The sequence below is a fragment of the Streptomyces nodosus genome, assembly GCF_008704995.1.
Lineage (GTDB): Bacteria > Actinomycetota > Actinomycetes > Streptomycetales > Streptomycetaceae > Streptomyces > Streptomyces nodosus.
In genome coordinates, this window is sequence record NZ_CP023747.1 from 7634243 (window position 1) to 7649262 (window position 15020).

At 68.4% G+C, this 15020-nt stretch carries 16 protein-coding genes; 9 read left to right on the forward strand and 7 right to left on the reverse strand.

Annotated elements, in window-relative coordinates; translation table 11 throughout:
* The first annotated feature begins 143 nt into the window (after nt 1-143).
* Nucleotides 144-1799: a beta-1,3-glucanase family protein gene (locus CP978_RS33995; protein ID WP_043447501.1), complete on the forward strand. Its 1656-nt coding sequence runs from the start codon at nt 144-146 to the stop codon at nt 1797-1799.
* Nucleotides 1800-2068: 269 nt separating this feature from the next.
* Here the strand turns inward: CP978_RS33995 and CP978_RS34000 are convergent, their stop codons facing one another.
* A complete protein-coding gene (locus tag CP978_RS34000) occupies nt 2069-2581 on the reverse strand; it encodes a MarR family winged helix-turn-helix transcriptional regulator (protein ID WP_043447505.1) in 513 nt (170 codons plus the stop codon).
* A 159-nt stretch (nt 2582-2740) separates the two neighbouring features.
* On the opposite strand from CP978_RS34000, the gene CP978_RS34005 reads away from it, so the two are divergent.
* Nucleotides 2741-3976: an FAD-dependent monooxygenase gene (locus tag CP978_RS34005; RefSeq protein ID WP_043450294.1), complete on the forward strand. Its 1236-nt coding sequence runs from the start codon at nt 2741-2743 to the stop codon at nt 3974-3976.
* Between the two features lie 66 nt (nt 3977-4042).
* Here the strand turns inward: CP978_RS34005 and CP978_RS34010 are convergent, their stop codons facing one another.
* Complete coding sequence (locus tag CP978_RS34010) at nt 4043-4867, reverse strand: alpha/beta fold hydrolase (RefSeq protein WP_043447509.1); 825 nt, start codon at nt 4865-4867, stop codon at nt 4043-4045.
* A 255-nt stretch (nt 4868-5122) separates the two neighbouring features.
* On the opposite strand from CP978_RS34010, the gene CP978_RS34015 reads away from it, so the two are divergent.
* On the forward strand, nt 5123-5668 hold the full coding sequence (locus tag CP978_RS34015; protein WP_227745590.1) for a hypothetical protein: 546 nt from the start codon (nt 5123-5125) through the stop codon (nt 5666-5668).
* A 177-nt stretch (nt 5669-5845) separates the two neighbouring features.
* On the opposite strand, the gene CP978_RS34020 is transcribed toward CP978_RS34015, so the two are convergent.
* Entirely contained in the window at nt 5846-6508 is a 663-nt protein-coding gene (locus tag CP978_RS34020; protein WP_043447513.1) for a M15 family metallopeptidase, read from the reverse strand.
* 128 nt (nt 6509-6636) lie between these two features.
* Here CP978_RS34020 and CP978_RS34025 point away from each other — a divergent pair, with 128 nt between their 5' ends.
* The 6 genes from CP978_RS34025 (at nt 6637) to CP978_RS34050 (ending at nt 11197) form a co-directional block, all read left to right on the forward strand.
* Nucleotides 6637-7206 carry a TetR/AcrR family transcriptional regulator gene (locus CP978_RS34025; protein ID WP_043447517.1) on the forward strand — a complete coding sequence of 190 codons (570 nt, stop codon included), beginning with the start codon at nt 6637-6639 and terminating at the stop codon, nt 7204-7206.
* A 274-nt stretch (nt 7207-7480) separates the two neighbouring features.
* A complete protein-coding gene (locus CP978_RS34030; RefSeq protein WP_043447522.1) occupies nt 7481-8185 on the forward strand; it encodes an SDR family oxidoreductase in 705 nt (234 codons plus the stop codon).
* Nucleotides 8186-8288: 103 nt separating this feature from the next.
* Complete coding sequence (locus CP978_RS34035; protein WP_144401530.1) at nt 8289-8660, forward strand: hypothetical protein; 372 nt, start codon at nt 8289-8291, stop codon at nt 8658-8660.
* Between the two features lie 264 nt (nt 8661-8924).
* Nucleotides 8925-10409 (forward strand): peptidoglycan D,D-transpeptidase FtsI family protein, encoded by a 1485-nt coding sequence (locus CP978_RS34040; protein ID WP_043447530.1) that lies wholly within the window; start codon nt 8925-8927, stop codon nt 10407-10409.
* A gap of 167 nt (nt 10410-10576) precedes the next feature.
* Nucleotides 10577-10813 (forward strand): hypothetical protein, encoded by a 237-nt coding sequence (locus CP978_RS34045; RefSeq protein ID WP_043447535.1) that lies wholly within the window; start codon nt 10577-10579, stop codon nt 10811-10813.
* Between the two features lie 3 nt (nt 10814-10816).
* Nucleotides 10817-11197, forward strand: a complete 381-nt coding sequence (locus CP978_RS34050; protein WP_043447537.1) for a hypothetical protein — start codon at nt 10817-10819, stop codon at nt 11195-11197.
* A gap of 114 nt (nt 11198-11311) precedes the next feature.
* Here CP978_RS34050 and CP978_RS34055 read toward each other — a convergent pair whose 3' ends face one another.
* The 4 genes from CP978_RS34055 to CP978_RS34070 form a co-directional block, all read right to left on the reverse strand.
* Complete coding sequence (locus CP978_RS34055) at nt 11312-12148, reverse strand: IclR family transcriptional regulator domain-containing protein (RefSeq protein ID WP_043447540.1); 837 nt, start codon at nt 12146-12148, stop codon at nt 11312-11314.
* Between the two features lie 213 nt (nt 12149-12361).
* On the reverse strand, nt 12362-13564 hold the full coding sequence (locus tag CP978_RS34060; protein WP_043447542.1) for a CaiB/BaiF CoA transferase family protein: 1203 nt from the start codon (nt 13562-13564) through the stop codon (nt 12362-12364).
* 187 nt (nt 13565-13751) lie between these two features.
* Entirely contained in the window at nt 13752-14111 is a 360-nt protein-coding gene (locus CP978_RS34065; RefSeq protein WP_043447544.1) for a hypothetical protein, read from the reverse strand.
* Complete coding sequence (locus tag CP978_RS34070; RefSeq protein WP_043447547.1) at nt 14108-14968, reverse strand: DODA-type extradiol aromatic ring-opening family dioxygenase; 861 nt, start codon at nt 14966-14968, stop codon at nt 14108-14110. Before CP978_RS34070 ends, CP978_RS34065 begins: the two co-directional genes overlap by 4 nt.
* Nucleotides 14969-15020 lie beyond the last annotated feature (52 nt).

Sequence of the window (15020 nt, forward strand, 5' to 3'; positions counted from 1 at the left end):
CGCCGCACGGAAGTAACGGTTCCGTAACCTTGACGGTATTGGTCCAGTCCAATACCGTCACCCCTGCACAGAACCCCACATGAAACAACACCCCCAGGCCGTCGCATCGTTGACGGACCATCACCCCCTCCGGGAGGGCCCCTGTGGTTTCCCGACGTTCCTTCCTGGCCGCGGCCGGCGCCGTCACCGGTGCGGCTGTCCTCAGCCCGTTCTCACCGTTGGCCTCCACCGCGGCGGCAGCGGGAGTCTCGCTCCCCGTGAAACTGGCGAACAACTCCGGCCACGACACCGTCTACGCCTACATATCCGGCACCGACAGCAGCGGCTGGCCGGTCTTCGTCTCGGCGAACGGCGGCCTGAACCGGCTGCCCAACCCGTCGTCCCCGGTCACCCCCATCGCCGACTACTCGATCGCGCTGGGCGCATCCGGTTCGGCCGCCAAGACCGTCACCCTGACCGACTACATCATCGGCGGCCGGGTCTGGTTCTCGGTCGGGCAGAAACTCCAGTTCTTCGTCAACCCCGGTGCCGTGCCCGGCGTGGTGCAGCCCGCCCTGGTGAGCGCCGACCCCAACTGGGCCACCAACTGGACGTTCTGCGAGTTCACCTTCAACAGCGCCAATCTCTACGCCAACATCTCCTATGTCGACATGGTGGCGCTGCCGATCTCGATGAGCAGCACCGGCAGCGGGGGCACCCAGTCGGTCAGTCCGCTGCCCTCCGGCGCGCTCGCCTCCATCGCCTCCGGCCTACAGGCACAGCACGCCTCCGACGGGGCTCCCTGGGACAGGCTGGTGGTCACCGACTCCTCCGGTGCGGTGCTGCGCGTCATGTCCCCCTCGCACTCGCCGGTCGACTTCGGCGGCTACTGGGACGACTACCTGAACCGGGTCTGGAGTCACTATGCCTCCACCCCGCTGACCATCAACGGCCAGGGCGGCATCGGTTCCTACACCGGCACCGTCTCCGGCAACGCCATCGTCTTCTCCGGTCTCAACACCAACGGCGTGCCGTTCACCAAGCCGAGCGCCGTCGACATCTTCGGCTGTGCGTCCGGTCCCCTCTACAACTCCGGGTCGGACGCCCGCGGGGCGATCGCCGCCCGGCTCGCCGCCGCGCTCAACCGCAGCTCGCTCCTGGTCCCGGGCGGGAACAACCAGCCCGACGGGCTGACACCCTCGCAGTACTACCAGGACTCGATCACCAACCACTACGCACGGCTCGTCCACAAGTACGCCAGCATCGGCTACGCCTTCCCCTACGACGACGTCGGCCCCACCGGCTCGGCCCCCGTCGACGGCCACATCCAGGACGGGGCTCCCACCTCGTGGACGATCACCCTGGGCGCCGGCGGCTCCGGTGGCGGACCGGGGGGCGGCTCGGGCAACGTCAGCGCCTACAGCACCATCCAGGCCGAGTCCTACTCGGCACAGAGCGGGACCGCCGTCGAGAGCTGCTCCGACTCCGGCGGCGGCAGCGACGTGGGCTACATCTCGAACGGCGACTGGTTGAAGTACTCCTCCGTCGACTTCGGTTCGGCCTCCCCGAACCAGTTCAAGGCCCGGCTGGCGTCGGGCGCGGACCCCGGTGTCAGCGGCGCCATCGAGGTGCGGCTCGACAGCACCGGCGGTACGAAGATCGCCGAGATCAACTTCGCCAACAACGGCGGCTGGCAGAACTGGCAGACCGTCCCCGCGAACATCGTCGCCCCCGCCACCGGCGTCCACGACGTCTACCTGGTCTTCCGGGGCAGCAATTCGGACTTCACCAACATCAACTGGTTCACCTTCACCAACTGACCACGTCTGCGCAACAGCAGGCGTCGCGGGCATGGCGCCTTTCGGCGGACCGGTGCACGACCGAGGTGAAGGTCTCGTACCGTGATCCGGCCGATACAGGGTCAGCCGACAGCGGTGCAACCACCCCCCACCGGGGGAGTTGCACCGCTGCCGGGTCAGCAGGCCGTGAGTCCCGGCTCCACTTGGCGATGCGATGCGCGCTCGCCCCGCGGACGACCCGCCACCACCGCCGAGGACCGGCCCCGGAACGCCGCCGTAGTCCCGGCCCCTCAGCCCTCCCCGTCCTCGTCGAGCCGCGCGAGCCGGGCCGTCACATCGTCGGCGAGCCGGGCCAGGAGGCGGGTGAGGTCGTCGCGGTCCTGCTGCGGCCAGTCGGCCAGTGCGTCCCCGAACCAGCCCAGGAGGGAGGTCACATACCGGTTGGCGGCCTCGGTGCCGGCCTCGGTCGGCTCGATGAGGCTCGCGCGGCGGTCGTGCGGGTCGGCCACACGGTGGACCAGCCCACGCTTCTCCAGCACTTGGACCTGCCGGGTGACATGCGGGCCGACGACCTGTAGACGGTCGGCGATCTCACCGATCCGCAGCGGCTTGCCGGCGGTGCGCAGGGTCACCAGCACGCCCAGCGCGGGGCGGTCGAGCGTGAGCCCGGCCGCCTCGGTGGCGCGTTCGGCGATCCGGCCCTTGGTGAAGGCGGCGCTGAGCTGGGTGATGCGGGGGAGTACGGCGAGCAGGTCGGCGGGCGGATCCTCGGAACCGGGCTCCCCGGGGGACTCGGGGCTCATGGCATCTCCATTTGCATACCTGAGTTAGGTATCTATATCGTGGGCGGTGGCCGCGGCGGACTGAAAAGCCGTATGGCCCCCATAAGGATACCTAAGGTACGCATCTGTGCAGGTCGCAGGGCGCGTACGACGGACAAGGGACGGAACACCGTGAACCAGATGCCTCCCCCGCCCCCTTCTTCTCCCGCCACCCGGCGCCGCGTACTCATCTCCGGAGCGAGCATCTCGGGCCCCGCCCTCGCCTACTGGCTCGACCGGTACGGCTTCGAGGTGACGGTCGTCGAGAAGGCCGCCGCCGTGCGCGGGGGCGGGTACGCGATCGACATACGCGGCACGGCCCGCGACGTCGTGGACCGCATGGGCCTGCTGCCGCGCCTGCGCGAGGCGCACGTCGACAGCCAGCGGATCACCTTCCTGGATGCGGCCGGCGAGACGGTCGGCTCCCTGCGGCCCGAGCAACTGACCGGGGGAGAGGCGGGTCTCGATCTCGAAGTCCGGCGCGGAGACCTGGCCGACGCGCTGTACACACCGCTGCGGGACCGGGTCGAGTTCCTCTTCGACGACTCGATCGCGACGTTGGACGACGACGGGGACACCGTCCACATCGTCTTCGACAGCGGCACGCGCCGCACCTTCGACCTCGTGGTCGGCGCCGACGGACTGCATTCCAACACGCGCCGGCTGGCCCTCGGTCCAGAGGAGCCCTTCCACCGCTACCTCGGCCATGTCTTCGCCGGCTTCACCCTGCCGAACGAGTTCGGGCTCGCCCATGAGGCCGTCATCTGGAGCGAACCGGGACGCGGCGCCGTCCTCTACGCCCACGAACCCTCCGCCCCGGTGCACGGCTTCCTCACCTTCACCCGCGAGACCCCGCCCTTCGACGCGTTCCGTGACCCGCGGGCCCAGCGCGACCTGGTCGCCGCCCACTTTCCGGAACAGGTCTGGCATGTGCCGCGCCTGGTGGAGGCGATGGGGGAGGCCGACGACCTCTTCTTCGACATCGTGAGCCAGATCCACCTGCCCGCCTGGTCCCACGGCCGCGTCGTCCTGGCCGGCGACGCCGCGCACGCCACCTCGTTCCTCTCCGGCCAGGGATCCAGCGTGGCCCTCGTCGGCGCCTATGTCCTCGCCGGAGAACTCGCCGGCCACACGGACCACGCCGAGGCCTTCGCGGCCTACGAACACCGGATGCGCCCCTTCGCGGAACGCAACCAGGCGCTGGCCACCAGCGGCGGCACGATGGTCACTCCGACCACCCGGGAGCAACTGGACGCCCGCAACGCCCTCCTGCGCGACCCCCAGGCCGCGCAGGAGGCGATGGCGACGGCGGGCGCGGAGCAGGGACGAGCGGCGCACTCGTCACTCGCACTGCCCGACTACCCGGCGACCGCCTGAGCCGGTGCCACCGGCGGACCACACCGGGCCGAGCCCCGTCGGCCCGGTGCCTCCCGCACGGCACGGTCACGTCCGGCTGATGAATTCCTTCAGGACCTCGACCAGTCGCTCCGGCCGGTCCTCGGCGATCAGGGTCCGCGAGTCCTCGATCTCCACCAGCTGTCCCTGCGGGAGGAGTTCGGCCAGGGAGCGGCCGTGGGCGCGGGGCATCATCAGGTCCTCGGTGGCCCAGGCGACGAGCGCCGGCTTGTCGAACTTCCGCAGCCCTTCGGCCGCTTCGAGCAGTTCGCTCCTGCGGATGTGCGTGTTGTAGTGGCGGAAGTCGCGCCGGATCGCCGGGTCGGTGCGCAGGGGGCGCAGCCAGCGGTCGACGATCTCGTCCGGTACGGGGCGCTTGGTGAGGGCGCCGATACCGACGGGCAGCCGGCGCAGTGGCTTGAATCCCAGGACGCGGACCATGAGAGGCAGAGCGCCGGGCACCCGGCAGGCCGCGCCGATCATCTTGCCGGGCAGGCCGGGCGGATAGTTGTCGAAGGCCTCGCAGGAGATCAGCACCAGCCGGGCCAGCCGCTCGGGGTGCTGGGCGGCGACCGTCTGGGCCCGGCCGCAGTCGCTCTCCACCAGGGTGACGTCCCTCAGGTCGAGCCGCTCGAGGAACTCCACGATCAGGTCGATGACGAGGTCCGGGGTGGGTGGCTTGTTCATGGGGACGTGATGGGAGCCGTAGGGCAGCGTGGGCGCGATCACCCGGTGGCCGGCACGGAGCCCGGCGGTGACGTCGCGCCAGACGGTGGCGTCATGGACCAGGCCGTGCAGGAGGACCACGACCGGTCCGTCACCACCGGTGTCGTCGTAGGAGATTGTTCCCGCGGTGAGTGCGATCTCCGGCATGGGCAGATCCTAGTTCCCCTCCTCGGGCAGCACAGGGAATCCGTCGACTTCCATCAGGGCCCGGTGTGTTACCACAGTCGGACGCCCCGGTTGCCGCAGGGATGGGGCGGCAGTAGCGGTCCGGGGGCGCTTCGGTCACCGTTCATTCTTGGCGTGTACACGTACACCTACTGGAAAACGCGCGTAGAGTCGGCCACACTCCCTCCTGCGCCACCTGCACAGCAGAACTCACTCGGCATCAGCAGGAGAACTCATATGAACAGTTCCGTCGCTCAGTTTCGCCACCGGCTGCAGCCGCGCGCCCGGGTCGTGGCCGGCATTCTGGCCCTCGTCCTGACGGTGCTCTTCGCACCCGGTGTCGGCCTGGCCTCGTCGAACCACGCGTACGCCGCGACCAAGATGACCCAGGCTCAGGCGGAGAGCATGTTCCGCAGCGCCGGCATCACCTGGTCCTCGTCCGGCGGTTGCACGAACCGCAACGTCTCCACCTGTACGTCGTTCGACCAGCTCAACCTGACCACCGCCCAGGGCGCTGTCACCCTGAAGAACTCGAGCGGCTGCGCGCTCAACATCACCGGCGGCACGGAGACCGGCCATGCCAGCGGCACCTACTCGCACTGGAACGGCTACAAGCTCGACTTCGGCAAGGTCACCTGCCTGACCAACTACATCAAGGCCTACTTCAGCTACTCCGGTCTGCGTAGCGACGGTTACCAGATGTGGACGTCCGGTGCCGGCAACGTGTACACCGACGAGGGCAACCACTGGGACGTCGTCTACTACAACTGCGGCGGCTGCTGACCTGGCGTACCCCGGGCCCGCACTCGGCTCCGGCGAATCCCTGGAGTCGCTGCAACACCGCGGTGAGTCCCGAGCCGCGCGCAGTCCGTTGAGACGCTCGGCTGGAGTTTCCCAGCCGAGCGTCCTGCGCGGTCTACCGGGCAGACCCGGTATTCGGCTGGGCGGTGTGCGACGCCGTCAGCCGCCGGAGTTGATCTCCATTGGGCCGTAGAGGGCCTTGGCTTTCCCTGTGATCAGGGCCCAGTAGCGGTCCCCGAAGGACCAGTGCCACCACTCCGTGGGGTAGTTCACCAGTCCCGCCGCCGTGAGGACAGTGCCCAGCAGCCTCCGGTTGGCGCGGGCCTCCTCGCTGATGTTGGCGGCATCGGTGTAGCAGGCGCCCTCGCTCTCCTCCGGGTCGGCGTTCATCCGTGTGCCCATGTCCAGCTCGCGCCCCTCGACGTCGGCCAGAGTGAGATCGACGGCCGCCCCCGCGCTGTGCGGAGCGATCTCGGGCGGTGACACATACCGGCTGGCTGCCGAGCGGATCTGCTCGGCGGACCGATCGGGGTGGATGGCGCGTAGCTGACCGGCGTACTCCTCGAAGTACTCCCGCTGGAGGGCGGGAGGCCGGTACCCCTCGACGAACAGCAGCCGCAGGTGCGACGGAAGCATCGCCTGGGCCTTGAGCAGCCGCTCCAACACGCTTTCCCGCAGGTACATGAAGGCGCCTGCCGGATCCTGCTTGCGCGCATCGACCGATAACAAGCCGCCGCGGCGCACGTCCACGAGACGTTCACCGCACTCCGCAACGGGTATGGCAGCGACCTTCGGGTCCGACATCAACACGATCTCACTCATGACGCGATCATTCCGCAGAGCTCACCCCGGTGAACCTTCCTGGTCACAAGACGGGGGGGCGACGTGGATGTAGTGGCCGCAGGTAAACCGACCGGTCTCCATGGCGGAAACGGGGTTAACCTCTCTGTATGACCACAGAGGTGAAGTCGGGCCCCCGGCAGCGGCTGCTGGATACGGCGGCCGCCCTCGCCTACCGCGAGGGTGTGGGCGTGGGCGTCGACGCGCTCTGCAAGGCGGCCGGCGTCTCCAAGCGGTCCATGTATCAGCTCTTCGAGAGCAAGGACGCACTGCTGGCGGCGAGCCTGGAGAGCCGTGCCACGCGGTTCGCCGCCCTGTTCCTGCCGCCACCGGACAGCGGACGTTCGCCGCGCGAGCGGATCCTTGACGTCTTCCGGCAGGTCGAGGCGCAGGCGGGGGTGCAGGAGTACCGGGGGTGCCCGTATCTCGCCGTCCAGGTCGAGCTCAAGGACGAGGATCACCCTGCGAGCCGCGTGGCGCGCCGGGTGAAGGAGCAGCTGATCGACTTCTTCCGTACGGAGGCGGCGTCCGGAGGAGCGAGCGACCCCGACCTGCTGGCCCGGCAACTCGCCCTGGTCTTCGACGGCGCCAGTGCACGGGCAGGCATCAAGGCCGACGACCTGGCCGGCCTTCTGGAGCCCACGCTGGCCGCCCTGCTCGACGCGGCCGGAGTGCGCTGACCCCATATCTGTGACTGTGACATCGGCACTCTCGGCCGCATAAGTCACCTGTCTCCCGTGACGGCCCGCACCGCACAGGCGGCCATGCGCCGTGCGTTCCCCACAGGGCCGTAATCGATCCACTTCCCTCCCGCGGGCCTGCCTCGGCATGCCGTCACGGGGTCTTGTCGGCCTGGCCATGCTCCTGAGCGACCCCGCTCACCTTCCACTTGCACCCGGAAACCGATCGGTTTACTTTATTGGAAACCGATCGGTTTCCGAGATGGGGAAGAACATGACGTCGATCAAGAACGCCGTGGTGCTCGTCACAGGCGGCAGCCGCGGCCTGGGCAAGGCCCTGGTGGAGGAGCTGTACGAGCGAGGCGCCGCCAAGGTGTATGCCACGGCTCGCGACCCGCGCACGGTGACCCACCCTGACGCCGTACCGCTCGGCCTGGAGGTCACCAGCCCCGAGTCGGTGGCCGTCGCGGCCGAACAGGCGGGCGACGTCACGGTCCTGATCAACAACGCGGGCGTCTCGCACGGGGCCACCTCGTTCCTGGACGCCGAACTCAAGGACATACGCGGCGACTTCGAGACCAACTTCTACGGTCCGCTCCTGGTCACCCGTGCCTTCGCCCCGATCATCGAGCGCAACGGCGGCGGGCACATCCTGAACGTCCACTCCGTGCTCTCCTGGCTGGGTGTCGCCGGCTCCTACAGCGCCTCCAAGGCGGCACTCTGGTCGCAGACCAACTCCCTGCGCCTGGAGCTCCGCCCGCGTGGAATCGCGGTCACGGGGCTGCATGTCGGATACATCGACACCGATATGGCCGCGCGCGTGGACGCGCCCAAGTCCCGCCCCCGCGATGTCGCCGTCCTCGCTCTCGACGGGATCGAGACGGGCGCTCACGAGGTGCTGGCCGACGAGATCACACACCGTGTGAAGGCGGGGCTGTCCGGAGAACTGACCGCGCTGTACCCGCAGTTGGCGGGCTAGGGCGTCCCATCGACATGCGCCCGCGCCCCAGGTGATGACAGCATCGGGCTGCGGCGACGCCGGCACGGGCCTCGCCGCCGGTGAACTCGGCGAAAGGGAACCCATGACGATCGACTACAGGGCACGCGTCCTCAAAGGCGCGACACTGTTGGACGAGAAGCGCCCCGGCTGGGAGCGCGAGATCGACGTGGACAAACTGGATGTCGGTGTCGGGGCCTGCTGCGTCACGGCGCAGCTCAGTGGCGAGGACGACTGGTACCTCGGCATGGAAGAGCTCGACCTGACACACGGTAACGGTGGTTCCTATGTGGCCCATGGCTTCGACGCGGAAAACCCCGACGCCTCGATGTATGAAGGTGTGGAGTGCGACGCGGCGATCGACGCCCAGCAGAGTGTCTATGCCACCCTCAACGCACTCTGGCGAGAGATGATCACAGAACGTCTGCAGGCCGGCGGCACCGGAGAGCGAGCTTGAACCTCCGCTTCCAGCTTCTCCTGGAGCTGGAAGCGGAACCCTTCCTGCGACCGTCGGTAGGCCCGCACCCTCATATCCTCAAGGTACGGCTCACCGACGACTTCGCGGTCCGGGTGCGACGTCAGGGGGCTCCGAAAATATGTGCGAAGCGTCGGGTTAGGGTGCTCGCATGGCGCTACCAATCCTCATGTCCGTCGGGCTCTGCCTGTTAATCGCTCGGTCGACCACGGCCACCATGCCCGGGCTCGCAGTGGGAGGTCCGTCATGAATCGGCCTTTGCGGGCGATCGCAGTCTTCTGCGGCTTGCTGATGCTGGCCTTGCTGATACGGGCGAACTGGCTGCAGTACGGGGTCGCCGACGAGTTGGCGTCGGACGCCAATAATCGCCGTGTGCAGATCGAACGGTTCGCCTCCCCGCGGGGTGACATCATCGTCGGTGGCCAGGCGGTGACCGGGTCCGAGGCGGTAGCGGGCCGGGAGTTGAAGTACAAGCGCAGCTATGTCAACGGTCCGATGTACGCGCCGGTGACCGGCTTCGCGTCGCAGGCACAGGGCATGTCGTTGCTGGAGAAGACGTATGACGGCATCCTGTCAGGACAGGACGACCGGCTGGCGTTCCAGCACTTCTTGAACGTGGTGACGGGCAAGGACCGTGGCACAGGGGCCGTGGTGACCACGATCGACCCGCGGGCGCAGAAGGCGGCCTATGAGGGGCTGACCGGTCTGAAGGGCGCGCGGGGGGCTGTGGTCGCTCTGGATCCGAAGACCGGGAAGGTGCTGGCCCTGGCGTCCGCGCCGTCCTACGATCCGTCGGTGTTCGCGGGCAACACCTTCAAGGAGTCCGACAAGTTCCTGGCCCTGGACAAGGACAAGCGCAAGCCGCTGGCGAACCGGCCGCTGCGCGAGACCTATCCGCCCGGATCCACGTTCAAGATCCTCACGGCTGCCGCGGCTCTGGAGCACGGCGTGGTCACGGACATCGACGCCCCGAGCGGGGCGGTGTCCCCCTACCCGCTGCCCCAGTCGACGAACCGGATCGGCAGCGAGGCCGGCGACGCGGTCTGCGGCAACGCTTCCATGAAGACCGCGATGCAGTACTCCTGCAACAACGTCTTCCTCGACGCCGCCGCCAAGCTGGGGCAGGACCGGATGCGTGAGACGGCGGAGAAGTTCGGGTTCAACGAGGACGTCTACTCGCCGGACTTCGGAGACCTGCTCGCCACCAAGAGCATCTATCCGCAGGACCTGGACAAGCCGGGAACCGCTCTGACCGGCATGGGCCAAGGAAGCCTCACCAGCACCCCCATGCAGATGGCCGTGGTCACCGCGGCGCTGGCCAACGACGGCACACTCATGCAGCCCTACATCGTCGACGAGATCCGCGCACCGGACCTGAGCACCCTGGAGAAGACGAAGCCGGCCGTCATGAGCCAGGCCGTCTCCGCCGACACCGCCCGGAAGGTGCAGCAGATGATGGAACACACCGCCAAGGAAGGCAGCGCCCAGCGCGCGCTGATCGACGGCATCATCGTCGGCGGCAAGACGGGCACCGCACAGCGAGGCGTGAACGTTGCCGATGAAGTGCCTTACGGCTGGTTCGTCTCCTACGGCAAGAAGCCCGACGGCGCCTCGGTTGCCGTCGCCGTGTTCATCGACCCCACCGATATGGACATCTCCCGCCAGGACATCTCCGGCGGCCGTCTCGGTGCTCCCATCGCCCGCAGCGTGATGAAGGCAGTACTGCAGTAGCAGAGGACTCGCACCAGGGTGGGCATCCACGGGGGAGGTGCCTGATCGGCAACGGTCAGGCACCTCCCCCTCTCACACCGGCACCCTCGCGAAGCGTAAAAGGCCAGGTCAGAGCCAAATCTCAGACTGGGTGGCCCTGGCGTGGTGCCGCGCGGCATACTCAAGGCATGGCTGGCATCGAGATCGACGACACCACCAGGGCCACTCTGCAGGCCCTGGCGGACGAAGCTGGGCTCCCTCTGGAGACCTACCTCGCCCTGGTGGCCGAGGAGAAGCAGCGCGAGCGGGCGCTGGCGGCGGGCGCCGAGGCATTCCGCCGCGTGACCGGCGACCCGGCGACCGTCGCGGCATTCGACGCCGAGTTCGGCAACCCGACGGCCAAGCACGCCCCGCGGGCGGCCTGACCTGTGCCCGAGTACTTCGTCGACTACCGGTGGTTCCTGGAACGACAGGAAGAGCTCCTGCCAGACGACCTGACCGTCAACGACTTCTCCGTCCTCGTCGGCATGGCCGCCCGCCACAAGGTCGACCCACCCCGCCATGACCAGCACCAGCCGGACGCATTCTGGCGGGCGGCGGTGTTCCTGGAGGAGTGCGTGGTGCTGCGCCCGCTCCCGGCCCGTAACGAGCTGTTCGGCTACGGCCTGGCCATCGCGTACCTGGAGATGCACGGGAAGCGCGTGGACACGAAGTTCGAGGTCTGGCGCGAGCTGATCGGTGAAGTCCGTGCCCTGGAACTCGACTCGTACGGTCTCGCCGAGCGGCTCCGGTCCCTGCTGATTCCCTGACCGTTCACGGACGACGCGCTTCGTCGCACAGTTCGCCGTGCCGACCGGGCAGCATCCGAGTCCGCGACAGGACCGCTGGACGCGGACGTACGCCCGGCGACGTGCACTTGAGCGTCACCGCCCCCCGGCTGCCGGCCGAAGCTCGCCGTCGGGTCCGTGTTCGGCATGAGGACGCTGCTGCCACAGGGCCCAGTCGCCGCTGATGTCGCTTGCGGCACGCAGCAGTCTCGGCAGATGCCGGTCGAGCAGCGTCTCCATGCTGGTCTCGGCCGCGTGGACCGTGACGTTCATCGCCGCCTGCACCGTGCCGTTGCCGTCGCGCACGGGGACGGCCACGGAGCGTACGCCGGGGGCGAGTTCCTCGTCGGCCAGGGCCCAGCCGCGAGCGCGCACGGTCATCAGTTCCTTGGCCACATCGTCGGGATCGTTCGGGACGAACGGGGGAAGACCGGAGCGGCTGGGTTCGGCGAGAACCTCCTCCAGCCGTCCGGGTTCCAGGGCCGCGAGCAGCACCTTGCCCTGAGAGGTACGCAGTGCCGGGAAGCGGGTACCGATGTCGACCCGCAGAGCGATGATCTTGGGAACGGCGACGCGGGCCACATACACGATGTCGGAACCGTCGAGTTGAGCCATGGAGGACGACTCATGGGTGGCGGCGACCAGGTCGGCCAGATGGGGGCGCGCGACATCCCACAGGCCCAGTGAGGAGGCGTAGGCGATACCCAGACGCATCACCTTGGGGGTGAGCGCGAAGTCACCGTCCGCACCGCGCACATAGCCGAGCTCTTCCAGGGTGAGCAGCAGTCGCCGGGCGGTGGGGCGGGCCAGGCCGGCCGCCGTGGCGATGTCGGTCAGGCTCATCCGCGGGCGGCGTGCGTCGAAGCAGGTCAGCACGTCCAGCCCCCTGGCCAGAGCTTCGACGAAGTCCGGGCTGCTGCCCCGTCCTGCCATGTTCGTGCCTCCGTAGGTGGAAACGCCCGGCCCGGCTTGTCGGGCTCGGGTCCCATGGTTCCATGAACGGACAGCCATCCGCGCACCGCGGCCGGGGACCAGAAGGCAGCTTCCCCCGCCGCCGGGCGTGGAGATCCATGCGGTCCGCCATGCGTACATCTGGCCGATGGAGCACGGTCGTTCGCGGAACCGCAGGGAAGCAGCTCGACGAGTTCAGCCGGTGGGTCCCGTGGAATCGTCAGGTCCGGCGGGCGAGGGGCGTGCGGCGAGCCAGGCGCGGATCTGTTCGGTGTGCTGGCCCAGCCGGGGCGGCGCCAGGAGATACGAGGCGGGGGTGGCGGAGAAGGTGATCGGGTTGCGGATCGAGGGCACCATGTCGCCGCCCTCGCCCACCCGCACCACGGGGTCCAGCCCCAGACGCTCGGCCAATTCGACACCGTCCTTGACGGTGTTGATAGGACCGGCCGGCAACCCCGCCCCAGTCAGCAGCTCGAACCACTCGTCCGCACCGCGCTGCTTGAGCGCGCGGACCAGATGGGGACGCAACTGCTCCCGGTTGGCGGTGCGGTGCTCGTTGTGCAGAAACCGCGGGTCGTCCACCAGTTCCTCGAGGCCCAGGACGGCACAGAGCCTGCGGAACTGGCCGTCGTTGCCAGCGATGACGATCAGTTCCCGGTCGGCGGTGGGCAGCGGTTCGTAGGGAAAGAGGCTGGGATGGGCGTTGCCCATGCGGAGCGGCACGGTACCGCCGGCCACATAGGCGGAGGTGTGGTTGACCAGGGTGGACAGGGCGGAGGAGAGGAGGTCGACCTCGATGTGCTGACCCTGCCCGGTGCGGGCGCGGTGGTGCAGCGCGGACAGGATGCCGATCGCCGCGTGCATGCCGGTCATCACGTCGAACACCGAGATACCGGCACGGTAGGGACGGCCCTCCGGCTCGCCCGTCAAACTCATCAGCCCGGACATGGCCTGCACCAGCAGATCGTAACCGGGCAGGGATGCTCCGGCCCCGGTGCCGAAACCGCTGATCGAGGCGTAGACCACATCCGCGTTGTGGGCGCGGACACTGTCGTGGTCCAGGCCGAACCGGCGCAGGCCGCCGGGCTTGAAGTTCTCGATCACGACATCGGCACGCGCGGCCAGTTCCTGGGCCGTGGCCAGATCGTCCGGGTCCTTGAGATCCAGCACGATGGAACGCTTGTTGCGGTTGACCGCCAGATAGTAGGTGGAGACGCCGTCGCGCACCGGGGGCGACCAGGTGCGGGTGTCGTCCCCGCCGGGACTCTCCACCTTGATCACTTCGGCGCCCAGGTCCGCCAGCAGCATGGTCGCATAGGGGCCCGCCAGCACTCTGGAGAAGTCCGCCACCACCAGGCCGGACAGCGGGCCGGTGCGGGCGGACTCGGAGCCGGTCATCGGAATCTCCTTGCGTGGAAGCCCCGCCCTTCAGGGCGGGGAGGGAACGTATCCCCGGAGTGGAGCCGCGCAGCGGGGGTGTGCGCTCCGTCCGCCCAACGCACCCCGTTTACGAGCCACTCCTTGATGTACAGGGGCCGGGAAGCAGGCGTGGGGCACAAGCGGGCAGAGCGATGGCGACCACAGTTCAGGTGCTGATGTCCGGGTACGGGAGCGAGAAGTGCGCGAGGCGGGCGGCGTACTCGCGCTGCATGGCCAGTGGTTCGTCGTAGTCCTGCTCGAACAGCCCGATCCACAGCGTGAGGGTGAGGAAGGGGTGCGCACCGAGCTCGAAAAGCGTCACATGATCGTGCTCGATCAGAGCGGTGCGCTCCCGTTCCGTGAACGCGAGCCAGGTCGTGCGGTCGGCGTCGACACCGGTCAGCCGCGTCATATGGTCGGCCTCCCAGCGGGCGACCAGGGCGGCCGGGTCCTCCTTGTAGGCCTTGACGAGTTCCGGGTCGCGGTCGACGGTGTACAGAAACTTGTCCAGCAGGTACTTGCTCATGCCGGCACTCCGTTCGGGTACCAGGTGAAGTAGGCCTCCATGGTGTGAAACAGATCGAGGCTGTCCGCGTAGTCGGCCTTGCGTTCGCCGGCCACGCCCATCATCAGCAGGAAGTCCAGGAAGCCATGGGTGGCGTTGCCCGGCTCCCACAGGCTGTCCAGGCTGACCCCGGCCAGGGCGCCCTCGATGTCACCGGAGGAGATCCACCCGATGGCCCGTCGATCGAACTCGGGGTCGGGGCCGTGCGGTCCGAACTGGCGCGGACCGCCCAGTTCGAGGGACAGATGGCCGCTGCCGATCACCGCGACCCTGAGGTCTCCCCGCCAGGAGTTGATGATCTCCCTGATGGTGCGCCCCAGTTGCACGAAACGCTCGGGCCGGGGGAGCGGCGGGGCGAAGATATTGGTGTAGATCGGCACGATGGGCAGATCGTTCTGGGGCCGCACCGTGATGATCGGGCAGGTGATGCTGTGGTCGATCCGCAGTTCGTTGCTGAACGCCAGGTCGAATCCGCGGTCCAGCCCCTCGCGCAGCACATGGGCGGACAGCTCCTCATGCCCCTTGAGTGACATGCGCGGCAGGCCGAACTCCCGCTCCTCGTTGTAGAAGTTGGCGTCGTACATCGGTGCCTTGCCTACGAGGAACTGCGGCATGTTGTCCAGCCACAACTGGTGGAAGTGGTCCGAGCCCACCATCACCAGCAGGTCCGGACGGGCCCGCTCCAGTGTCGCCCGGTAGGCCTCCACCTTGCGCACCCATGCGTCCGCGTACTCCGGACGTTCCTCGGCGGGCAGGTTGCTGGTCCGGTAGAAGAACGGGTGGTGCGTGGTGGCCAGCACGGCCACGACCTTCGCCATGGGACCTCCTTGCCCGAAGGCGCCTCCGAGCCCTCCTGAGGCGGGCCGGACT